Genomic DNA, 23,579 nt, shown 5'->3' with positions numbered 1-23,579 from the left:
ACCTCACGACAAGGCGGCGGCCGCCGGATGGATACCATAGTCGCGGCGAAGGTCAGCGATCATCGCATCGGTCGGCATCAGGGAGAAGCTGCCGGGCTCAGCATGGGCAAGATCAAGGTCGCGGCTGTTGAAGAACATCCGGGCGTGTGCGACGCAATCCCTGCCGAGCGCGGGGTTAGCCATCGCTGAAGCGCCCGTTCCGGCGATCATCAGTTGGTGCACGTCGTAGTAATGGCGTGAGACGCGCTGGCCACCCGCACGCAGAACCTGCCGGGCGTCGAACCAGCGGCGCAGGCCATGGAGTATGACGACCTTGTCCCAGAAGGTGCGTTCCGCATCGACGATGGTCACGTTGGCAACCGTCAGATCGAGGGCGGGCAGATCGTCAGCGAGATAGGGAATGACGCTGTGGCGGGCATGAGGGTCGAGAGCGGATTTGGCCCCGGATTCTATTTTGACGGCTTTGCGGATGTAGCCATCGGACTCGGCGGTCACGCTTGGATACCAGAGGAGAAGGCTCTGGGCGCTTTCATCGTCCTGATCGAGTTCGACCTTCGCGCCCGCCATGCCCTCGCCGACTGCACTGACTAGCGTCTCCGATAGCTGGGCGAGCAGGTCTCCGGCTATGAAGGCCTGGCATGCCGCCTTGATGGCGTCGAGCTTTGCCTGTCGCTTCTTACCGGACATCTCCTCCAGCGCCTCGACGCTTGCATCTTGGCCGATGTCTTCACGAAACACAGTGATGTCGATATCTTCGGAGAAACGCTGGATCAGGCCGAAGCCCTTCGACAGCGACGTGCCCCCTTTGAACAAGAAGCGCGGGCCGTGGGACGCCGGACCGTTGAACAACGCATCAAGGGTCCAGCAGACCCAGAAATCCTTCTCGATATTCTGGGGCGCAGTGCCGAGCCGCTGCCCGGCGCCGATAAACACATCACGTCGATCCGTCGGGTCGGCCGCGAAGAACTGGGCATAAGCGGGATTCATCGTCATGCTCGCTTGGTCTTCGGACGGTTGGCTGACGCGGTAGCCGGCATCGTATCGCGCAGGATATTCTGCATCCAGAGCGGGAGCGTCAGCATATCGGCCTGAAGGTCGTTGACGATGTCGGCGCCGTGATGGGGGTGGGCGAAGATGTTACGCAGACGCTTGGCAACATCCGGATCGGTATCTCCCCCGGCGTCGTGCAACCAATGCAAGGCCTGAACGACCCGCATCGCTGGCCGTCCAGCCCAATGAAGCCGACTTGGCGCAGTGGTTTTGAAATCGATCTTGAGGTTGCCGAGCGTGATGGGCTTCAACCTTGCGTCGGTGTGGACGACGATACGAGCAGGGACTGCATCGGATAGTCCTAGATCGTTGGCTGCGGTTACGCCATCGACGAGCATACGGGCCTGGTCCCGGCGAGCCAGTGCATCGATGACGGCGCGGGGATCGGGGTGCGTGTGCTTGCCTGTGAGGGGGTTGAGTTTCGGCTTGTCATAAAGGCCGCGGGCAATCCTGCGAACGCCGCCGCTGCGGGTCAGTCGATGGAGCACTTGGTCGACGGCATCGCGAGAACCGAGATCGAGAAAGTCCTGCGGCGTCCAGATTGAAGGCACGCCGCCGGCGATCATCCGGTCCGATATGGCACTTTTGAGATCGAGGCCCGGTCCACGCATAGCCGCTCCTTTGTCAGAAGCGTGTATACGGAATTCTGACAAATCACAAGATGAATCTGTCAGATTTGTGATGCGTTTTTCCGACAAATTACGCGAAAAACCGGTGGCGTTGCAAAGCAGTACCATGTCGCAACTAGCCGAACGAATGTAAACGATGATGGATAAACACCAACTCAGAAGAGATTTCGGCCGGCCATCCAAAGCAGCTGATTTTCCCGTCAAATCATTGACTTAGAACACCACCATAGGCATCATTAGTATTTTCTTGGTTCGTGGAAAAGGCCGGACGCGTGTGGATGACCGTTTCGACGATTGTCGGCGCCGAAGTTTGGATGGAGAGCGTAGAATAAAGTAGGCAATGTTCGCGCTGGCGGAACCCGCGCAACCGAGCCAAAACCCTGCCGCACGTTGCATGTGCTGTAGAGCGAAGGGGAGTTACTGATGACAGGAGCCGAGTTGCTCGAAGCGTTTGCCAAGCAAGTGCGCTCACGGCGCGGCGTTACGGACCTGCCCGACACGGACTTGGCAAACGAACTCGGAATTTCGGTGAAGGCACTGCGCGCCTACCGCGATAAGGAATTGACCGCGACCCAAACGGCGACGCTGATCGAGAAGCATGGTCGCGCAGCCGAGCGCCGTCTCACCGACAGTGCGATCGTCCCGATCGTGGAGTTTTTCGAGCTCGACGCGACTTGGACCTCGCAGGGCAAGACCTGCAACCTTTTCTCATCCAGAGACGAAGAGACGGGCAAGGAGAATCGCTATCTGACCGGTTTGCGCCAGCGGCTGACTGAAGCGCATGGCATCTACATTTTCCACGATAGTCGTGGACGCGCGATCTATGCCGGCAAAGCGGTTGAACAAAATCTGTGGAAGGAGATGAACAGCGCATTCAACCGGGATCGCGGCGAAGTGCAGAATATCAAGCGCGCCTATCACCCGGTCATGCGCGGTACATTTGGCGGGGGGCAAATGAAGATCAAAAAGGAGGCAGTCGCGCTCCACCACATCGCCAGCTATGCGAGCGCCTATGAGGTGCCTAACAGGCTGATCGGCAAATTCGAAGCTCTGATCGTGCGCTCGTTTGCCAACGATTTACTCAATGTTCGCATGGAAACGATCTGACCGCACATCACGGCAATCTGATGAAACGAGGAACTGGAATGTCCGATTCGGCGGCCGACAATGGCCACGCAATGATTTCCGCGGCAGCGGATCGACTCATTGCTGAGATCACTGCAAGGGGCAATGAAATCGTCGCCCAAATTGCAGCGCAAGCTGATCAGGCGATCAACGATAAGGCAATCTTCGTCGATACCGTCACCAAGGAACGTGCGACGTGGCGGTCAGAACTGCGAGCGATCGCCGCCTCGCTGATATCGCTACTGCGCGCGTCTGGCGCGGGGAGAGAACTGGATTTGCTGGAAGTCCATCGGCTACGTGCAGAGATCGTCTTACGACTCAATCCGGCGGGACGCAGCGTGGATCAGGTGGTCCGAGACGAACATCCGCACGACCGCGATCTGCACAGCATCCTCGACGAACTATGGACCGACAACGCGACACCGAAAGAGGCACACACCGACTTGGCTGCGTGCCTCGAGCGTTCGGTCCAAGAACTGCTCAAGCAGGAATGGTCGGTGTCGAAGCGCGAAGCGATGACAGGTGAGATCGCAGGTGCCGACACTGCGCAACCCAGGGCGACACCCAGCGCATGAGTGAGCTCGACTCCTTTTCAGGCCGGCTCGGCCTCAGACCTGCGATGCTCGTCCATAACGATGCACCGATGGCGTTCCGGCACGCCGTTGTCGGCGCGTTAAAAACCGAGGTTATCTCCTCTGACAAGGTCATCGGTATCGTCCAGCGTGGAACGGCTCTACCCCGCCCGCCCGGCCACATCGTTGACAAGGTCTTGGTGGCAATGATCGAGCGATGCGAGTGGTGGCGGGTCTTTGACGTCGGAGAGGCAGGATACGCCGCCATTCACTCAGAGCAATATCTCGGGCCGAACAAGGCTGAAACATTTGAACGGGCCATCAACGAAGCCTGCCGCGCAAACAGCATTGGCTGGAAGATGGAGGCGGGTATCTTCGCGGTCGTCGCCTCCACTGCACAACACGATCACGCAACCGATATCATCGCGGACCTCGACGTCTCGCAATTGAAGACGTCCGCGAATGAGCTGCGGGAGGCGCACCGCGATCTGTCTCGGCGCCCGCTGCCTGACATCTCAGGTGGGATGCAACACGCCGGCGCGGCGATTGAATGCCTCGCACGGGAAATAAGCGGCGAGACGAAGCTCACACTGGGAGACATCATCAAAAGGCGCGCTGACTTGTTTCCTGGCGCTTACCGAAAAATGGCCGAGGCAATGTGGGGTATCGTTTCAAACCAAGGCAGGCATATCCGGGAAGAGGGTGAGCCGGACCTCGAGGAGGCACTGTTCGTCGTTGGATCGATCACAAACCTTGCGGCATATCTACTGGCGCGGCGATCAATGATCTCTAAATAAGGCGGCGGGAAGGGAGCGTGAACAGTCGGGCCGTATTGCAGAATGTCCATCGATTCAGGCGCCAAAGTTGCTGGGGCGCATCGAAATTGGGCTCATAGATTTTGGCATCCAATTTTCAAGCGCCCCGCTCCGAAAACCAGAATCCAGTGCTGACATTTTCGGGCTAACTGATAAAAGAACATAGAGGAAACATGATACGGGGGGCCACGTGTCCTACTTCGAAGTGAACTACTCTAAACTGTCGTATCCGATATCCAGCCAAGACGACAACATTGATGGTTTCCGTGACGCACAGCGCGGAGCATTGTTTGCGGTCGGCTCGCATTTCACCTCTAGGTCAGAGCCCGCGATTGTCACCATGCCCACGGGCTCGGGAAAAACGGCTGTGCTGCAGGCGTGCGCCTTTCTGTTAAGAGCAAAGCGGGTGTTGATACTGACGCCAAGTCGGCTCGTCCGAGAGCAGATCGCTGAGGATTTTACCGTGCTCGGCGTGCTCAAGCGGGTCGCAGCACTACCTAAGGATCTCGAGCCGCCGAAAGTAATGTCGACAGCTCATCGGGTTACGGATCCTGCTGGTTGGGAGGTCATGCGGGATTTCGATGTCGTGGTTGCCACAGTGCCGAGCGTGAGCTCTCACTTAGACGGCATACCCAAACCGCCATCCGATCTTTTCGACCTGATACTGGTAGATGAGGCGCATCACAGTCCGGCAATCACGTGGCAGATGCTTTTGGCTGACTTTCCGGATGCCCGCAGGGTCTTGTTTACTGCCACCCCGTTCAGGCGCGACGACAGGGAGATCAAGGCGCGCTTCGTCTACACCTATGACCTCCGCTCTGCATATCGAGACCGAGTATTCGGACACATCGACTATCAGCCCGTCGCGGTTACGTCGCGCGGTAGTGACCGCCAGCGCATGGAGGATGTCGCCATTGCCCAAGCAGCCGAGATCAAGTTCCGCGCTGATGCAAAGGCCGGCCTCGACCATCTTTTGATGGTACGCACGGACAGCAGAAAGCGGGCCAAGGAGCTTGAGGAAATTTATGCTGCCGAGACGAGGCTTCGGCTCAAGCTTGTCTATGGGGCACAATCGCTCAGCACAGTGAAGAAAACGCTGGCATCTCTCGAAGCAGGGCATCTCGACGGCATCATCTGCGTCAATATGCTTGGTGAGGGGTTTGATATGCCGCGACTCAAGATCGCCGCCGTTCACGCCCCTCATCGGTCGCTTGCGGTCACGCTTCAATTCATCGGTCGTTTCGCGAGGACATCGGGCAGCAAACTCGGTGACGCAACCTTCATTGCACCACAGTCAGCTATCCAGCTCGAAGCTGAACGGCTGTACACAGCAGGCGCTGTGTGGGCCGAAATTGTCCCTAACCTCAGTGAGGCAAGGATACGTCGGGAGGTCGAAGCGCGAGAGACCCTCGACACATTTGACTTCCAGGCGGCGACCATTCCGGACCTGTCCGATCTCTCGCTCTATTCGCTGACCCCATATCTACATGTGAAGGTTTTCCGACTGCGGGACGGGTTCGACATAACCGCCGCGCCCGATTTCGGTTATGATCGGGAGATCGTGTTCGGCCGCGTCAGTAGGCAGACGAGCTCCAGCGTTTTCGTAACTCGACGCGCCGGAAGGGTGGCTTGGTCTGCCGACGACCGGCTCATCGACGTCGAATTCAACATTTTCATCTTCTACTACGACGCAAAATCGAAGCTGCTTTTCGTTTGTGCTTCAAAGCGCAGCGACGGGCTCTACCAAAGGGTAGTCCGCTCGATGGTCGGTTATGACCCCAATATACTGCCCTTTGAGGTGCTGAACCGGGCTTTGAAGGGCCTTGAAGGCGCGAAATTCTTCAATGTCGGGATGCGGAATAGGCAGCAGTCCAGCACCACGGAGTCTTATCGGATGATTACCGGTCCAAGGGCTGACGGGGCGATCAAACCAGGCGACGCGCGCCTCTATCATCGTGGACACGTCTTTGGCACCGCGACAGAGGACGGTGCGTCGATCACCATCGGCTTGAGCAGCGCTTCTAAAATCTGGAGTAATCGATCGCTGCGCTTGTTTGAACTTTTGGAGTGGTGTGGGAAAGTCGCGCGCAAGCTCCATGACCGCAAGCCAGCAGTGACCGGCAGCAAAGTCGATCTGCTGCAAACAGGAAAGAGCGTCTCCTCCATTCCTGCCCCGGTGATGGTGGCCGACTGGGAGGATCGCAGCTTCTACATCGACCCGCCGATGCTCGCCTACATGGGTAGCAGTGGAAGGCGTCAAGATCCGATCAATGATATTTCACTTGTCGTCGAGGATTCGGATGACAAACGAGTGTCACTGTTGCTCGAAGGCGCAGAGTTGAAAACCCGGATCAATTTCGAGATCGGACGTTCTCCGCTGTTCGCATATTATGACAAATCCCAGCCGCGCGCTGAAATTGTCAGGGCAAGATCAAACGAGGATCTTGTCGATCTATTAAACGACAACCCCCTGCACTTCATGCTTGTGAATGGTTCCAGACTCACAGGTACAACGCTTTACTCGGCGCCTGCAGAGGGGTTCGAGCCATTTGATGTCTCACTGATTGAGGCGATCGATTGGGAGGCCGACGGCGTCGACGTGCAGATCGAATTCGCGGATGGTCCGGCGTTGGATTCGTCGATCCAAGGGTATCTGGCTAGAACGCTGAAAAGCGCGGAACACGAGGTCGTGTATTGGGATCACGGCAGCGGAGAAACGGCGGATTTCGTAACCTTCTCCCGATCTTCCGACGGCAGCACCGCCTTAGTGAGGTTCTATCATTGCAAGGGCTCAGGCGGCTCTGCACCAGGCAACCGCGTCGGCGACGTCTATGAGGTTTGTGGTCAAGCAGTGAAGGGGTTGATCTGGTGCGACATGCCGCGTCTGGTGGCGCGCCTACAGCAGCGATTTTCGGCCGGAACCGGGCAAGCGCAATTCATCAAGGGAGATGCAAGTGAACTTGCCGGCTTCGCTGCCGCAAACCCGGTGACTTTCGAAATAATCGTCGTGCAGCCTGGCATAGCCAACGCAAAGCCGGCGCAGAAAATTGCTGAGGTGCTTGCGGCTGCCAACTCATACTTGGTGGATGCCGGGCATGCAGAGTTGAGGATCTGGGGAAGCGAAAGTGCCAAGAAATCACGTTAGGCTCCGCAAAGTTCCAGAAACTCCGTTGAAAACTGCACATTTACCCCCTTGGCTTTGACCGAGATGCGGTAAGCACACACCGATATGTCGCACTCTCCAAGTGCCTTCAGAAGGGCGGGTTTCGGTAGCTTTGGCAGAAGCAGGATACGTCGGTGTCCGGCCAAGCGCGGGAGCAGAGCGGGATAAAGTAGCAGCTGGCCAACTCCGGTATGCACATCGTTCGCGCTGGCTCCGGATTTGATCTCGACAAGCACTTGGTGCGCCCCACCGGAGATTTCCGCGTCAACTTCGTAACCCGCGGCGTGGCGCGGCTTGCTCACTTGGAGGCCGGCGGCACGCAATTGCCTCGCCATTGCCAGCCAAACCTCTCCTTGCAGGCGGCGCAGCTGTCGCTCAGGAAGAGCCGGTCGCGAGCGCATCGTGTAAAATCCGCCAGCCTCATCCTCGGCGTTGATCTCAGCTGCCAGAGCGATTTCACGCTCGCTCCCGTCCCTGCCGACCAGACTGCGGGCCGACGCACAGGAATCGATGAAGAGCGCTGTGTGCAGCCGTATTTCTTCCGGGCCAACGTCCAATGGCGTTACAATATACCAGTCTCTCGCAATCGCCGTGTTGCCGTTTACGACATGGGCGGGCTTGAGGCCGGTCAGCCTTTCGAACTCCTTGTAGAGAATCGGTCGAGGACTGATCGCATTGGAAGAAAGTCGGCCCTGCCGAAGCAGAAACGCGCGACCCTTGCCGTCGAACGCGATCGCAGAAGTAGTGTCGAGATCTCCGGCAATCTTGGCTTCGTTTATCTGGACCGCCCAGTCCTGACCCGACGGATCCACGCCAAGCGCAGTCAGGTTTCCGAGCCGCGTCGCTGTCCGGTTCTCCTGGTTCCGAAATACGAAGCGCTCGCCAGGTTGTGTCCACAGGCCGTCGCTGCGGACGGCGCCATCCAGCAGGGCCTCGCGCCAACGCCTGTAGAGCGGTGCGACAACCTTCCGGTCGGAGCTTATAGTCAACAATGCCGGATCAGATTCGCCTGCGCCCATTTTGAAGAACGCGACGAAATCGGCAGGTAACTTGAACGCATATCCCTGAAGGGGGCGAACAGGCCTGTCGGAAAGCTCAAATGGAAAATAAAGAGCGCTGCGCGGATGACGTGCCTGAATCATTTCGGTCATCGCAACAAGGTCGGACTTGGCAGCACGCAGCCGTTCGAGCGTAACGGGCTCCGGCAATTGCTGATGGTCCCGAAGCGGAATGGCGTAACCAGGCACCTCGACGGGCTGCGCACCCCGCTCACGGGCATAGCTGCCCCGGGCGGCCCAGACGATTGGCTGTTCAAACGCCGGTCCAGCGATCGTAGACAAGGAGGTAATGGCGTCGGCCTTGCCATCGTAATGAAACACTACGTCACCAGCCGATGCTTCGCGAAACAACGCGTAGCGCCAGTCGGCTCGTCCGGCACTGTTCGAGACCGGCGCTCGCAGATCCACACCGATATCCTCCCGATCGGTCAGCTCGAGCCAGAACCGCTCCCCCGCATCCTCATTCCACCAACCCACGGCATTTCATCCTTCAGTCCAGACTGCAGAGGCATGTCGCAAATGACCCGGCCGACGCACGCAGTTCGTCCAGATATTGAGGTAAAGTGTTTACCCGCAATGTGAAAAGGCTACGCTGACGATGCCTGTGGGGGGAGTAAGGCAGATTGACCGGTGAGATTGCCGCGAGGGTGACAGGGAGTATTTTTCAGGCGAGCGCTTTGAGAGAGGTGCAGCCGCTGTTTCGCATGGCGGTCCTCAAAGGTGCGACCGCCTCGGTGCTGCTCCACATCCGGCGCGGAGCTCCTGTCAACGGTCGTGACGCCCGCGGGCTGACACCACTCATGCTTGCGGCGGCCGCCGGCAGGGAAGACATCTGCACCCTGCTCATTGCAGAGGGCGCGGATGCGTCCTCGACCGCACCGGATAACAGGACCGCTTCCGATCTCGCGCACGCGGCGGGTTACACACGCATCGCACGCCTGCTCACTCTAACATCGGGCCAGCGGGCAAAAACGGAGGCGATCGCAGGAAAAAATCCCGCAGAGGCGCGTGGCTCTGACCAGGAGGCGACCGACTGGTCTCCAGACAGCTGGGAAGTTGAGGAGGTATTTCAGGAGGCGGTGCCGGACCTCATGCTTCGCCCGGCAGTACGGCACACCCAGACAGCGTTGACGGCGGCAAGAGTGCTGAATGCCGACACCGACTGGCGAGATGTTCGCGTTCGACTGCCGTTGATGGACCGATCCGTCGGTGCAACAGATCCGAGGCTGATGCGGGCCATCGAAAAGGCGGTGGCTCGTGAGCGCGTGACGGTCGGCGTACATCGCTGGCTGGCAAAAGCGAATTGCGCGATCGTGCCATTGCTGGAGGATCTCGGTGTCGGCATCGATGCATCCAGGTTCGAGGCCGACATAACATCTTGGATTGGCGATCGCCCGCCGACGCACTCGGACGACGAGAAGCTCGCCGATGCGCGGGATGCTCTGGAGGCATTGCATGCGTCGGTGTCGGCAGACGAGCTGTTTGCGGCGGAGCTTGAGCGGATACCCGTTCCCGACCGGGCAGCGGAACAGTCGATGTTCCGGGCCTTTGAGAGCAGCCGGCGCCATTTATTCAGGCAAATTTGCGACGCGGTCGTCAAAGTGCCAGCTATTCTCCTGGAGGTCGCGAACGGGGACGAGGACGGGGAAAGCGACAGCCTTGCAGACGGATCGGGTGTGCCAGTCCCGGTACACAACAGCGAGGCGCTTCCGGGCACTGATGTCGACTCCGCATCAGAGGGGCCGGCGCGCTCCCTCACGCACATCCTGCTTGGGACACCAGATCTCGCATCTCGACCCGGAGATGGGATTTTTGAGGATGTCGACGTGGACCTTGAGCTCGCTGACCGCCTGGAGAATGCGCTTCGTCGGCAGGGCCACTCCCTGCTCGCCGGGGACCTTGCTTCGGCAACCGCGCGCTACCTGAGCGACCGCAACCGGATAGCAGAAGCCAATCTCGCCCTCGTCCGCAGGATTGCTCCGCGCTACGCGCAAGGCAATGTGGTGGCAGGCGACCTTGTCCAGGAGGCATGTACTGGTCTGCTGCGCGCGATTGAACGGTTCGATGCCTCGCGAGGAAACAGGTTTGCCACCTATGCGGTCTGGTGGATCAGGCAGTCATGCACGCGAATGGTAGATGATCTCGAACGGACGATCCGGTTACCCGTCCACTTCATGGAGAGCCTGAGACGGGTCGAGGTCATCAGGAGCCGGCTTTTCGATCAGCTGGGCCGGCCGCCAAGCGTCGCGGACATCGCCGATGCCAGCGGATTGCGGATGGATCTCCTCAGGCGCCTGGAAGGGCTGTCCCAGCAGGTCGTCAACATCGAGAATCCCGAAGTCTGGGCAGATGCCTGTCTTGTTGTCGATGAATCGGACGACGCATTCGATATCGTTCTGGCCGAGCAGCGCAGGATCGCGATCGCCGAGGCGGTTGCCCGGCTCGATTCCCGCGACGCGGAGGTGGTGCGGCGGCGGTTCGGTATGGACACCGGGGACGATGAGACACTGGAAGAGATTGGTCGCGATATGGGTGTGACGCGTGAGCGAATACGGCAACTGGAAGCCCGGGCGCTGAAACAGCTTGCGAAACCTGGAAGTCTTTTCGGACATAAACTCAGATCGCTACTATGAAGCGCTCATACCGCACACGACTGCATGCAGTCGGAATCTCGGGGACTGATGCCGGAGCTGCCTGCCAATGACGCTTGAGGAATTTCTTGTTCAGACCCAGGCCGATGTGCGGGTTCAGGCCGGCGATCCGACTGCTCCCGGCGCCAAGCAGGCAGCCGAGGCCGCGTTCACTGACATCGTTATGCAGCATATGTCAGAGATCGGGATGACCTTCGATCCCCAGCTTCTCAACGTCGAGCGCAGGGTCGGCAACGCGATCCTGAGGCTGAGCGGCTACGCAATTTCGGACGATGCCGATCAGTTGGACCTCTTCGTGAGCGCATACGAAGGCCTCGATACCGTCGAATCCGTTCCCGACGGCGACATAAAGAATGCCGCCGAACAGTGCCTGCGGTTTCTCGCGAAGACCGTTGAGGGTCGTCTCCCCGAGACGACAGGCGACAATGATTCTGATTTCGAACTGATCATGACGGTACGCGACTGCTATCCGTCGCTGGACCAGATCCGCATCTATATCCTGACTGACCGTCGCGCGAAGTCGAAGAGCTTCAGGCCACGGGAGATTGCGGGAAAATCTGTCCGACTGGAGGTGATCGACATCGAGCGCCTGTTTCGTCACTGGTCGGAAGGAAAGCCTCGTGACGAGTTGATCGTCAATTTCGAAGAGGTCTGCGGAGCAGCCTTGCCCTGTGTCTATGTGCCTGGCGAAAGCGATGATTGCGACTATGCGCTGACCGCAATTCCCGGTGCCGCGCTCCGGTTGATCTATGAGCGATATGGCGCGAGGCTCCTGGAAGCCAACGTGCGTTCGTTTCTCAGCCAAACCGGCAAGGTGAACCGCGGCATGCGCGACACGCTGCGGGATGCGCCCGAACGGTTCATGGCATATAATAACGGGATCGTGCTCATAGCTGACAGCGCCGCACTGTCTCGCACCGTTGACGGGTCGGTCGGCATCGCCTCACTCAGCGGAATGCAGATTGTAAACGGCGGCCAGACAACGGCATCCATCTACTTCACTGAACGGCGCGAGCGGCACATCGACCTGTCGCGAGTGCGCGTACCGGCCAAGATCATCATCATGCGCGCGCAGGATCCTGCTGCGGAGGAAGCGCTGGTGAGCGACATCTCGCGCTTCGCCAACACCCAGAATTCGGTCAAGATTTCTGACCTGTCCGCCAACAAGCCGTTTCACGTCGAACTCGAGAAGCTCGCACTTTCAACCTGGCTGCCGGACGGGGTCGGGCGCTGGTTCTACGAGCGGGCGGCCGGCAGTTACAATGTCATGCTGGCCCGCGAGGGAGCGACACCTGCCAGGCTGCGCGCATTGAAGGAGGCTGTGCCGCCCGCTCGCAAGGTTACGAAGACAGATCTGGCCCGATATCTGAATGCTTGGGCCGGGCGACCGCACATCGTCTCGCTGGGGATGCAGAAGAACTTCGAACGTTTCATGGACAGTCTGACGCCCGAGGCGGTCGAGGCCCTCGACGGGAGCGCATTCCGTCGGATGATCGCGCAGGCAATCCTCTTCAAGACGGCGCAACGTGTCGTCAAGGCGGGCGGATATCCGGCATTTCAGGTGAATATCGTAACCTACACGGTTGCAGTGCTGTCTATGCTGGTCGGCGACCGACTCTCGCTTGATTCAGTCTGGCGCCACCAGGCTCTTTCGCCTGAGCTTGCCCAATGGATGTCGGTGCTGGCAGCAGCGGTCGACGAGGCGCTGCGAAAATCTGCCGGTCCCCGGATGTTGTCTGAATGGGCGAAGAAGGAGGAGTGCTGGTCCGAGCTGCGTGAACTTGGCTGGCCGGACGCACCGGCAGGGATCCGCGAGTTGCAATGACGGACGATCTGCCGGCCAATGATCCGGCTCTGCCGGACTTCGATCATGTCGTGTTCAAGCGGCTGAGCCTTGTCGAGTCGGATCGTTCGCGCTCGAACCAGCACGAGTTCAATGGCACGGCGCCTCTCCGCCGCGCCTTCGGCCCGGATCCGCGTCGGATCACGACCGATTTCGTGCGGATGGCAGACGATGGCTCGTGGACAACAGCATCCGGCGACCTGACCTGGTACGATGCGCGAGCGATGCATCCCACCCGCACCGAATATCGCCTCTATTACCGGACAAATGCAGTCACCAGCGTGACAAACGCAGGCGACGTGCTTCTCCTCGCGCTTCGGTCCGACGGTACCGCGCTGGCGCTGATCGCGCCGGGATCGGGACTCGCCGCGGCCCGCATTTTCTGGCTCTTTGGCATCGAGATCGCACCCGGAGCGGGATTCGCTGCGCTGGACCTCGACCCGGCCACGCAGCAGAATATTGCCGCGCGTCTCGGGCTCGGGTGCCGTGGCGAACAGGATAGCTGGTCGTCTGAGGCACCGTTCGATGTTGGCGGGAATGATCCTGAGCTTCGCCGGAAAACGGCGGACCTGCAGCGCCTCGTCGGAACGACGAAGCCGTCGCTCACGGACAGCAGCGACTGGATACCTGAAGATGCTCCGGAGGCGCTGGGCGGCGAAGGTCTGGCGCTGACCATTCGCGGCATCCTTGCTCCACACTCCGGGCGTTGAGGCCACCCGTACGCATGTCGATGGTGTTGCCTATCCCGGCGTCACGTAATGCTGCTCGAAATAGTGATGCGCGAGACGGTCGGTATACTGGTCGAGATTGTCCTGGACGGTCAGGATCCGGCAGTGCTGCTTACCTCCGTTTGCGGGACCTCGCAGTCCACGACCGGCCATCTGCATATAGAGAGCCGGACTGAACACCGGCCTGGCGATGACGATGAGATCAGTCGCGGGTGCATCGAAGCCGGTGGTCAGCGCGGAGTGGTTGCAGAGAACCCGGATATCCCCGCGCCGGAAGCCGGCGATAAACCATCGTCGCGAATTGCGGTCGGTCTCGCCCGATACGGCAGCTGCCCTCACCCCACGGAGATTCAGCTGTGCTGCAAGACGGCGACCATGAGCGACAGAGGTTGCGAACACGAGCGCTGATTTTTCAGGAGCCGAACATATCGCCTCCACAATCATATCGTTGCGCTCTCCGATTTCGCCAAGTCGCTCAAGCGCCGTGTCGGGCACTTTGCCAAAGCGATCGATTTTCCACTGTTCCTCGGCGGTGAAGGAAAATCCCGTATCGATTTCCAGCCGGTCATACTCGAAGCGGGCAAGCACGCCCATTTCCTGCAGGCGTCCAAACAGTGTCGCCTGGTTGAACGGAATCAGTCTCCCGTCGAACCGACGCGCCAGCTGCGCCGATTCATCTTCATTGCGTCCCCGGAAGGGTGTGGCGCTCAGGCCGATGATCGGCGGTTCGCGCCCTGCTGCCTCCACGCCTGGGTTCAGCCAGCGCAATGCGCCCGTGTAGGATGGTGTCAGGGCGTGATGGCACTCGTCTATCACAAGCAAAGCCGGGTCACTTGCCCATGCAAGATCGGAGTCGACCATTCGCGAACTGAGTGTCTGGATCGACGCGACTATGACCGTGGGCTCGTCCTTGGCCGAGGAGCGGGGTGTCACCTGGCCGCCCCAGAGCCGGACGATCCGGAGTGTCTCCCCGCTCGACCCGAGATTGACCCACAGTTCGCGAAAACACTGTACGGCCTGTTCGCAAAGCTCATCGGTCTGGGCGATCCAGAGGATCAACCGATTATCGCCGACGGGCGCCAGGACACGCGTTACCGCTGTTTCTGCAGCCACGCGCGTCTTGCCCGCTCCGGTTGGCAGGCTGATAACCGCCCTTCTGCGCTTGGAGGTTTTGTCTCCCAGCAGCGCCTCGATATGACCGACGACCTCTTCCTGGAAATCGTGAAGCGGCTTCAAAGGAAGAGGGCCGGTGACGGCAAGCTCAGGCTCACGCTTGCGGTCCGGCGGCGCAGCGAATTCAGCCGGGAATCCGATCTCTGCCACGAATGTCATCGCGGCCTCTCCACCCCATCGTTGCGGAGGGTCGAGCCCTTCCCGTCCCATTGCCTCGCGAATTGTCGAGAGAGTGAGAAGCGCGGGACCGAACAGGGTCAGGGCAACGCCAGCGGCCTGCAAGGGATTTCCAACAAGCTGATTCTGGATGTCGGGTTCGAACAGGCTGATGATTGCTGGCTCACTGCACGCGAGGAGCAGTCGGGACGGAAGATCCGGTGCGGCTGCAACTGTTCGCCTGCGAGCCTCGGCCCCCTGGGTCAGGATGGTTGACAGAATGTCACCTTCTGCTGCCCACCCACATGCCACGATGCCCTCGACCAGCCATGTCAGCCGCTCGGCCCATGGCGCGCTGCGGTAAAGTGTCTCGTGCACGACCAGGCTCCCGTCGACCAGGGCCCAGGGCATGTCGTGAATACTGTCGCCGATTGTCTGAACCAGGGCTCCGGCAAACGCCAGGGCGGCCGTCCCGTGACAATCCGTGCGTATTGCCTCGCGCAGCAGCGGTTCCGCTTCGATCAGCAGGATATCGGCGGGGAAAGCAGGGGCGCGCTCCCAGTGTGTGGTGGCAAGGTCGGCGAGCGCACCCGCTCCCGCCTCCAGCCAAAGGCGCGAGGCATCAGGGCACAGCGAAATCGCCGGAACACCGACTTCCAATGCAAGAGCAGCATCCCGCGCCGAGGTCGTGACACGGACGTCCGCGATGGGCAGCGGTGCCCCTGCGTGAAACACATGCTCGGGCGCGAAGCCGTCCTTCGCCGCCAGCTCATAGAATGCGGCAAGCGCTAGCAGGCCTGCGTCGTCATGTGCGGCGAGAGACAACCAGCCCTTCCAGCAATCCTCCGTCTTGGCAGCGGACGTCCATGTACCGCCCGCTTCCAAAAGACGCTCAAGACCTGGTTTCCTCCCCTTGAGAGAAGGAAGAAGTGCTATGCGTCCGGCCGCGCCCTTTCCAAGCAGCATCTCGCCCGAAAGCTCGGCATTGCCGACCGCAATCCTTCCCTGAAGGCGGACGAGGTCCCAGACCGGATGTGGATACTGCCGTCGGGCATAGGCGTCGCCTCGAGTCGAGTGGCGGAACTCGACAGGGTGCGCGTCATACTCCTCGTCGTCAGCAAGCGCGTCAAGCAGCCACGAAGTTGCGCGCAAGCGGAGGTCAGGGCCACCGAACAGAAGGATTTCCCAGCCGGCCGGCATACTGAAGCTGTCGGGCCGGAGCAGGTTCGCATCGGGCCGATGATTCAGGCTCTCATGGTAACGCTGGACCCAGCGTTTCTGCCAGGCTGCGATCCAGCGGTCCGAGGCTGTGCCCGGCCGATCTCCGAAATACTGACTGCGCCATCGAACGGCGCCCGCCGTGCCGATCTGGAGCTGCTCAAGAAAGGCAGTGTCCTTGCGATGCCACGCCTCGTCGAGGATGATTGCGCCCAGCTCTGTGCGCGCCTCCTCCGGGAGCGCCGCGAATTGCTCGACGGTCAGCAAGGCTTCCGGCCGGACACACTCGTCAGGATCGCACCAGCCCGCCAATGACCTCAGCTTCACCGAATGATATTCCAGCGCCTCCACGGCGTCGTCCCACGGCATCCGCCGCAGTAGCCTCCAGACCTCTGTCCAGTCCCCCGATGTTCCCGCTCGACCTGCCACGGTGCGAAACAGTCGGTCCCAGTCAGTATCCGTCTCGTCGCCCACTCCGAACGTGTCGCGCAGGATCTTGCGATAATGTGGGTTCCCGGCGATTGACGGTGCAACAGCCAGCAATGGCGGTTCGGGACTCTCGCCAAGAACCACCTCCGACGCCGTAGCGAGGGTATCGCCAACGACCGGGATAATGCGCAGCTGATCCCGCACGCTGGTCCAGACAAAGCTCTGAGCCTGCCGTGCATATGCCTCCGCAAGATCAAGCGCGGCTCCCGCTCCTGCCGGATCGATGCTGGCCGTGGCCTCGATCCATGACGTCGGGGCGGTCCGCGCGAGGCGCGGGCCAGCTCCACCCGTTCGCGTCGCCAGCCGGTCAGCGAGCTGGCCAAGGCGCGCCACGCGGGCCGGGGTGGCAGTGCAGCCGGGATGGAGGTGTGACTCGCAGTCTTCGGGACTGGCGATTTCGGACCAGCGCTGGATCATGTCAGACTGGTCGACAGGCGCACGGCGAAGGTCGCTGCTTGCAAGGAGTTCGCCGTCGCAGTTCGGAATGACCGGCGCATCGATCAGTCGCGACCATAGCGCTGCAACGAGCGGGGCCGCCGGCTCGGCTGCGTTTGCCAGCTCGCGGGGAAATGCGTCGAGCACCACACCTGGATCGGTGTCGGCTGCCAGTTGCGGCAGGCTGGTGACAATCAGATCGGCCGCCTTTTCCATCAGTGCCGAGTTCCACGCCCCTGGAATTACTGCTGTGCGATCCGAGTTCAATTTCCAGGGCGCGTTGAGGATACCCGAGGTACGGGTCTCCGTGGCAGTAGGGAAAAAGGCAAAAAAGCGTCCTGCTGCCTCGCGCTGGGTGCCGACAGGAGCCGCCCAGATGATCGGAACGGATTCACGCGAATGGACGCTTGTAGCGTCTTCGTGGGCCGCCTCGTCGGTGATGTGCGCACTGGTCTGGAAAATACGCCAGCGCTGCACCCCCTGCCGCTCAGCCGCGAGATCCTCGATCACGACAGTTCCGTCGGCTTCGGTTCGCCGCGCCAGCAGACGCTCCACGCCACCGCCCCTGAGCTGCAGATCGATGTCGTGAGGCAGGAAGAGAAGGAATTCTGACGGAAAGCGGCGTATCTCCTCGACGACCGCCTCGCGTGCGCCCTGACCGACCAGCTCGGCGTGGACGATGGTCGTGGCCCAGTCGAATCTGTCAGCGCCGGCCAAGGCCGGAAGGGCGGTCTGCCACGCTTGGGGTATCGCCATTCGCAGGCCGGGAACTATTGCACCGTCATGCAATGACAGGTGCGAACGGATGTAGGCGCGGCACCAGTCCGGATCGAAACCGAGGCAGACTGTGCGACTGAGCACGTTGATACGCCCACCGAGTCTCAGCAAGGATTTGAAGCCCAGACCGAACCGGCCGATCTGACCCGCCCGCTTCCCGGAAGCATGCGAATTGAGAAGCGCGCGCACGCCCGCCCTGTCGACAGGCGCTCCGCTGTTCGCGGCCCACAGCCCGTTGCCGTCGATCTCCACAACGATCCGCCCCCTGACTTCGGGATCGCCTGCCTCGGACACCGCATCGGCAGCATTCTGGATCAGCTCCGCAATCTGCCGATAGGCATATCCACCGGCAAGGACCGAGGTTTCGATATTGCCGTGCTCCTCCGCATCATGCGGAGCGGCACGGTAGGCCGCCAGCCGTTCGGAGCAGAGGCGTGATGCATAGTCGATGAGACTTGCGTCGATTCTTGTTGCTGCATCCGCCACGCCGGCACTTATCTCATTCTGTCGCATGTTCTTTCTTTGACACATCCTTCCCAATAAACAATTTTGGAAATCAATCGGGAGGCCAGGGGGACAGCGTGCAGGTTGAGATTGCTGTGACTAAGGGCGTCCGCGCAATCGGCCGTGTCAATTGCTCGATGCGCTCCGCCGATGAGGGCGAGGAAGCGTTCTATCGCGGAATCTGGTGGCCTGTGAGGAACGGCGCCATAGACATCGCGATTCTGCCGGACCCGGCAAAGCCAGCTCAGGACGTGCAGCAGCCCGATGAGGGCCAGGCCAGAAAGGACCCGGCGCAGGAGGCAGTCATTCACGCCGAGGCCGATGCCAGGCTCGCGGTCGCCGCAGGTCCCGGAACCGGCAAGACCTGGGTGGCCTGCCGGAGGGTCTCCAGACTTATCGCAGATGGTGTTCCAGCGTCCCGGATATGGATGATCAGCTTCACGCGCACTGCCGTGGTTGAAATCCGCCAGCGGATCGCTGCGACGCTGGAAGATCCAGGCGACGCCGCCTCGGTCCGGATCGCAACTCTCGATTCGCACGCCTGGTCTCTCCAGTCCGGATTCGCGACCGATGCCGCACTGACCGGAAGTTTTGACGAAGGCATCTCAAGGACGGTTGCGACGCTGAAGAGCGACCCGGATGCAGCAGATTATCTGGGGCGCCTGCGGCATCTCGTCATAGATGAGGGGCAGGACATCGTCGGCGTCAGGCAGGACCTGATTCTGGCAATGGTTGACGCCGTGGATGACCGGTGCGGCGTGACCGCGTTCATGGATGATGCTCAGGCAATCTATGATTTTACCGAGGAAGAGCGTGGCAAGGCGATGACGGGCCCGAACCTTGGTGCCCGGATGCGCGATCGTGGCTTTCAGGAACTGGCGCTTTCGCGGGTGCACCGCACCGATTGTCCGAAACTCAGGGCAATCTTTACGGCGGTCCGATCCGACGTTCTCGATACGGCGATGCGCCCCGAGCGACGGGCCGAGCGAGTACGGGCCGAGGTCGTCCGGCTCGCCCATGGCGATGCCGGAGAGGCCAAGGATTTCGATATCGGTGCTGCCCGGGACGACGCGCTCGTTCTTTTCAGACGTCGCGCCGAGGTACTCGAGCGCTCTTCCTGGGTCGGAGAGATACCGCACCGACTGCGAATGTCGGGCCTGCCACAGCGCATCCGCCCATGGCTGGCCGCGCTGTTCTGGGACTGGACGGCTCCACTCATCGGTCGCAGCGATTTCGAGGCGCTCTGGCACGTCCGGATAGTCGGAGCGGCCGCCATCGGGGCGCCACAACTCGACGAGGCGTGGTCGCACGTCATCGAGGTAGCCGGACAAAGCGCGGACACCGTCGAGCTCGGCAGATTGCGCGAGCGGCTCGGCCGCTCGGCGCCGCCGTTGCTCTTCTGCTCTCCGGAATATGGCGATGCCGGCCCTGTCCTGGGCACGATCCATGCGAGCAAGGGACGCGAGGCGGACGAGGTTCACCTCTTTCTTCCACCGGTCGACCCAGACGAAGATGCCCCGGACCAGGAAACGCGTGTGATGTTCGTCGGCGCGACGCGCGCGCGCAGCAAGCTCCTTGTCGGGAAGTCGGGTCGCAGCTTTGCTGGCTCGACCTCGTCACATCGCGTCTGGCGTCGCGGACGGAGCAAGGGCTCGGGACGCGTGGAAGTCGGACGCGCGGGTGATCTCGACGCGGTCGGACTGGTGGGGATACGTGCGTTTGCCACCGCCGATGATGTCGCGATCGCCCAGCAGCGATGGCTGTCCCAGCCTCATCGGACGGGGCTCGCGGGGTATGCGAGGGCCGAGCTCGACTGGGACTATGAGGTACGCGACAGTGACGGCGTGCGTCTGTGCCTGCTGAACGAGCAACTCCGGCTCGATCTCTGGGAAATCGCAAAAGCCATCAAGACAATGCGCTCTCCCGGGATGCTGCCACATCTGCGCTCGATCGGTCTCGCGAGCCTCGTTCTTCGATCCGATGATCCCAAGACAGCGGACCTGCACGAGCCATGGCGCTCAAGCGGGTTCCTGTTCGCGCCCATGATCACCGGTTTCAGCAGTTTCAGGACACTCAAATGACAGCGACATCGCCGCCCGACATCGCCAGGCAAACGGTTCTGGAACGATTGCGGACCGATCTCATCGGCCCTGATCGTATCGATGAGACACTCGATTCCCGCCCCTCGGATGTGTGGCTGACCGGCATACTGTGGCCAACCAATACCGAGGTTGCCCCCGAGGAAGACGAGAGGCTGGCGGTAGCCGGAAGCGAGGAGGGCGGATCAGACGATGACGACGCTGCCCGGCCTGCCGGCGTCAGCATGCGCAGGCCATCTGCGGCCGGCCTGTCCTTTGCCGTGCGGCAGGACGGTGATGATGTACCCGGCGTCAAGATCCGTGTCGCTTTCGGGCTCTATACATCCAACCGCGAGGCAGGGGGCACGCTGCAATGGTCCCGACGGCAGATTGAAATCGGATTTGTCGATGTCTCCTTGCCGGAAGGAAGCGGCTGGCTCGATGTCGAGACGCCCGGGATCGAGGGTGCGCGCATCAACTGGCGTGCTTCGCGGTTCCCCGGTGGCACGCTTGCGACGATAACCCTCGTCAATCTTGCCCGGCCCGCGGAGGCGGGTCGTGAGGCAGTCGAGAAGGTCACGCTTTTCCAGACAGCGCTGGAAATCGAGGCAGCGCCGGGAAGCCGTCTGGTCGCCCGGCCAAGCCGGCGCTCGGAAGTCGACGATGAAGACAGGTCTGCCGGCCTTCTTTACCGGGACGCGCGCGAATTTGCGGCGGGCCATACGGCGTCCGCGTCATGGACAACGGAAGAATCCGGACAGACCGCGACCTCGATCCGCATTGCCTGGATACCTGATGCCCTGACTCCGCCGGTCAGCGGAAATGGGCATGAGGTTTTCGCCGAAATGTCCGCGCAGGCGCCTGACCCGCTTTCCGCCGCATGGCTGGCGGAGGCCGATGGAGCCGATCTCGTTTCGGGGCTGGAACGGCTCTGCGATGCATACGGCCGCTGGATTGGACTGCAGGAGCAGCGGCTTGCATCGTTGACGGGAACGCGAAAGGAAACTGCGAACCGTCACATTCAGGAGGCAGGAAGCGTTCTCCGCCGGATGCGCCAGGGTGCGGCCTGGCTGGGCCGCGACACCGCGGCGCGACAGGCGTTCCAGCTGGCGAACCGAGCGATGACCTTGCAGCGCGAATGGAGTGGCGAAGGCGGTCTGCGCTGGCGCCCGTTCCAGCTTGGTTTCCTGCTGTTGACCCTCGAATCCAGTGCGAACGGAACGCACGAGGACCGCGAGGTCATGGATTTGCTCTGGTTCCCGACCGGCGGCGGCAAAACCGAGGCCTATCTCGGCCTCATTGCATTCACAGCGTTTCACCGGCGCCTCTCTCGCGCACGGCCTGATGATGGCGCGGGTGTCGCGGCGATAATGCGCTACACACTCAGACTTCTGACCACCCAGCAGTTCGTGCGGGCATCGGCGATGATCTTCGCCTGCGAGGCGATCCGCAGAAGCCTAGTTCCCGCGCCGGCGCACGGGTCACTTGGTGACACTCCATTCGCGATCGGCCTGTGGGTTGGTGCCGATGCGACTCCCAACTCTCGTGCAGACGCCTATGCCAGCCGGGCAGACCCGCAAAAGCCGACACCCGCACAGCTGGTGGACTGCCCGGCATGCCATGCCAGGCTGGATTACATCCAGGCCAAGGCCACCGATCCGGTCACAGCGCGTTGCCGGACAGCGACCTGCATCCTTTCGGGCTTTGTCCTTCCGGTCTGGGCTGTCGATGCGGACGTTTACAACGAAAGGCCGACGCTCCTGATCGGAACCGTCGACAAGTTTGCGCAGATCGTAAGGCAGAAGAGGACGGCAAGCCTGTTCGGCGTGGGTACCGATGCCCAGCCGCAACTCATATTGCAGGACGAATTGCACCTGATCTCCGGACCGCTGGGAACATTGGCTGGTCTTTACGAGGCGGCGCTGGACCTTATCCTCTCCGCTGACGGTACAAGGCCGAAAATCATTGGCTCCACCGCCACAATCCGCCGTGCAAACGATCAGGTGCTTGCATTGTTCGATCGCGGCACGTGCCAGTTCCCGCCACCAGGACTTGATGCAACGGACTCCGGGTTTGCGGTGATTGATTGCCGACCGGAGGCATTCGGACGACTTTATGCCGGTGTTACCACCGCCGGCCGGTCCGCCAAGTTCACGCTACAGGCAGCGCTCGCCTCGCTGCTCCAGACCGCGCTCGCCGGGCTCGCCGAGGGCGACCGCGACAGCTACTGGACCCTGGTCGCCTACTTCAACTCGTTGCGGGAGCTTGGCGGCGCACTGGTGCTGACGCAGGACGACGTCCACAGCAGTCTGCGTCAGATCGCCCGACGTCGCGGTGAGCAGGACCGGATCCCGGCGATGGTGGAAGAGCTGACTTCACGCAGAAGCCAGCAGGAAATCCGGGACATGCTCAACCGGCTTGAGATCCCTGCGGGTACTGCAGGTGCGCTCGACGTTGTGCTCGCGACCAACATGCTCAGCGTTGGCGTCGACATCCGTCGCCTTGGACTTATGGTCGTAAACGGCCAGCCAAAAACGATCGCCGAGTATATCCAGGCGACCAGTCGTGTAGGTCGTGGGCGGGTACCAGGACTGGTGGTCGCGCTTCTCAACAATGCCAAGCCGCGGGACCGGTCACACTATGAGACGTTCGGCAGCTGGCACGCGACGCTGTACCGCGATGTCGAGGCGACGAGCGTGACGCCCTTTGCATCCCGCGCACGTGACCGGGCGCTTCATGCGGTTCTTGTTGCCGTGGTACGCCATGCCCTGCCAGGGAAGCTCGATCTGCCAGCGCTGGATGACGATGATCTTGTCCCTGTCCGTAAGCTGATCGGCGCCATCGCCGCCCGTGCGGCGAGGATTGACCCGCTTGAGACCGATGTTGCAACAGAGCTTGAACGCCGCCTCGACCGCTGGCTGCGGCGCTCCCCGGCACAATATTGGGATGCCCGCAACGAGGCGGTGTCGTTGTTGCAGGGCGCCGAGGAAGCGGCAGCAAAGCGCGCCTCGGGCCGTTCGATCGGTCAGGCATGGCCAACACCCAACACCATGCGCGCGGTCGAGCCGGCCACGCCGTTCCGGTTGCTGGAGAAGCTGAGGGGCGAGCAATAGAG

13 protein-coding genes are annotated in these 23,579 nt (G+C 61.1%); 9 read left to right on the top strand and 4 right to left on the bottom strand.

What is annotated here, in order from left to right; genetic code table 11:
- Positions 1-3: 3 nt before the first annotated feature.
- Together K3M67_RS14165 and K3M67_RS14160 are read right to left on the bottom strand one after the other, a co-directional pair.
- Positions 4-993, bottom strand: coding sequence for a nucleotidyl transferase AbiEii/AbiGii toxin family protein (locus K3M67_RS14165; protein WP_285831797.1), 990 nt, complete (start codon positions 991-993; stop codon positions 4-6).
- Positions 990-1,661, bottom strand: a complete 672-nt coding sequence (locus K3M67_RS14160) for a DUF6088 family protein (protein WP_285831796.1) — start codon at positions 1,659-1,661, stop codon at positions 990-992. The genes K3M67_RS14165 and K3M67_RS14160 overlap by 4 nt, the downstream gene beginning before the upstream one ends.
- A 441-nt stretch (positions 1,662-2,102) precedes the next feature.
- Here K3M67_RS14160 and K3M67_RS14155 point away from each other — a divergent pair, with 441 nt between their 5' ends.
- From K3M67_RS14155 to K3M67_RS14140, 4 genes are all read left to right on the top strand, one after another.
- On the top strand, positions 2,103-2,786 hold the full coding sequence (locus tag K3M67_RS14155; protein ID WP_285831795.1) for a GIY-YIG nuclease family protein: 684 nt from the start codon (positions 2,103-2,105) through the stop codon (positions 2,784-2,786).
- A gap of 38 nt (positions 2,787-2,824) precedes the next feature.
- Positions 2,825-3,379 (top strand): hypothetical protein, encoded by a 555-nt coding sequence (locus K3M67_RS14150; protein ID WP_285831794.1) that lies wholly within the window; start codon positions 2,825-2,827, stop codon positions 3,377-3,379.
- Complete coding sequence (locus K3M67_RS14145) at positions 3,376-4,173, top strand: hypothetical protein (protein WP_285831793.1); 798 nt, start codon at positions 3,376-3,378, stop codon at positions 4,171-4,173. The genes K3M67_RS14150 and K3M67_RS14145 overlap by 4 nt, the downstream gene beginning before the upstream one ends.
- A 208-nt stretch (positions 4,174-4,381) precedes the next feature.
- Positions 4,382-7,336 (top strand): DEAD/DEAH box helicase, encoded by a 2,955-nt coding sequence (locus K3M67_RS14140; protein WP_285831792.1) that lies wholly within the window; start codon positions 4,382-4,384, stop codon positions 7,334-7,336.
- Here K3M67_RS14140 and K3M67_RS14135 read toward each other — a convergent pair.
- Positions 7,333-8,889: a hypothetical protein gene (locus K3M67_RS14135; protein ID WP_285831791.1), complete on the bottom strand. Its 1,557-nt coding sequence runs from the start codon at positions 8,887-8,889 to the stop codon at positions 7,333-7,335. The genes K3M67_RS14140 and K3M67_RS14135 overlap by 4 nt on opposite strands.
- Before the next feature lie 146 nt (positions 8,890-9,035).
- Between K3M67_RS14135 and K3M67_RS14130 the strand changes: the two genes are divergently transcribed.
- The 3 genes from K3M67_RS14130 (at position 9,036) to K3M67_RS14120 (ending at position 13,616) form a co-directional block, all read left to right on the top strand.
- The gene (locus tag K3M67_RS14130) at positions 9,036-11,045 is read left to right on the top strand and encodes a sigma-70 family RNA polymerase sigma factor (RefSeq protein ID WP_285831790.1); all 2,010 of its coding nucleotides are present in this window, start codon (positions 9,036-9,038) and stop codon (positions 11,043-11,045) included.
- 67 nt (positions 11,046-11,112) lie between these two features.
- Positions 11,113-12,888 (top strand): AIPR family protein, encoded by a 1,776-nt coding sequence (locus K3M67_RS14125; RefSeq protein ID WP_285831789.1) that lies wholly within the window; start codon positions 11,113-11,115, stop codon positions 12,886-12,888.
- Positions 12,885-13,616 (top strand): hypothetical protein, encoded by a 732-nt coding sequence (locus K3M67_RS14120; protein ID WP_285831788.1) that lies wholly within the window; start codon positions 12,885-12,887, stop codon positions 13,614-13,616. Before K3M67_RS14125 ends, K3M67_RS14120 begins: the two co-directional genes overlap by 4 nt.
- A gap of 30 nt (positions 13,617-13,646) precedes the next feature.
- On the opposite strand, the gene K3M67_RS14115 is transcribed toward K3M67_RS14120, so the two are convergent.
- Positions 13,647-18,395, bottom strand: a complete 4,749-nt coding sequence (locus K3M67_RS14115) for a DEAD/DEAH box helicase family protein (RefSeq protein WP_285831787.1) — start codon at positions 18,393-18,395, stop codon at positions 13,647-13,649.
- Positions 18,396-18,463: 68 nt separating this feature from the next.
- Here K3M67_RS14115 and K3M67_RS14110 point away from each other — a divergent pair, with 68 nt between their 5' ends.
- Together K3M67_RS14110 and K3M67_RS14105 are read left to right on the top strand one after the other, a co-directional pair.
- On the top strand, positions 18,464-20,467 hold the full coding sequence (locus K3M67_RS14110; RefSeq protein WP_285831786.1) for a UvrD-helicase domain-containing protein: 2,004 nt from the start codon (positions 18,464-18,466) through the stop codon (positions 20,465-20,467).
- Positions 20,398-23,577 (top strand): helicase-related protein, encoded by a 3,180-nt coding sequence (locus K3M67_RS14105; protein ID WP_285831785.1) that lies wholly within the window; start codon positions 20,398-20,400, stop codon positions 23,575-23,577. Before K3M67_RS14110 ends, K3M67_RS14105 begins: the two co-directional genes overlap by 70 nt.
- Positions 23,578-23,579: the final 2 nt, after the last annotated feature.

The sequence above is a fragment of the Sphingobium sp. V4 genome (genome assembly GCF_029590555.1).
Taxonomy (GTDB): Bacteria; Pseudomonadota; Alphaproteobacteria; order Sphingomonadales; family Sphingomonadaceae; genus Sphingobium.
The sequence above is the reverse complement of the archived record's forward strand: the minus strand, read 5'-3'. Positions and strand labels throughout refer to the sequence as shown.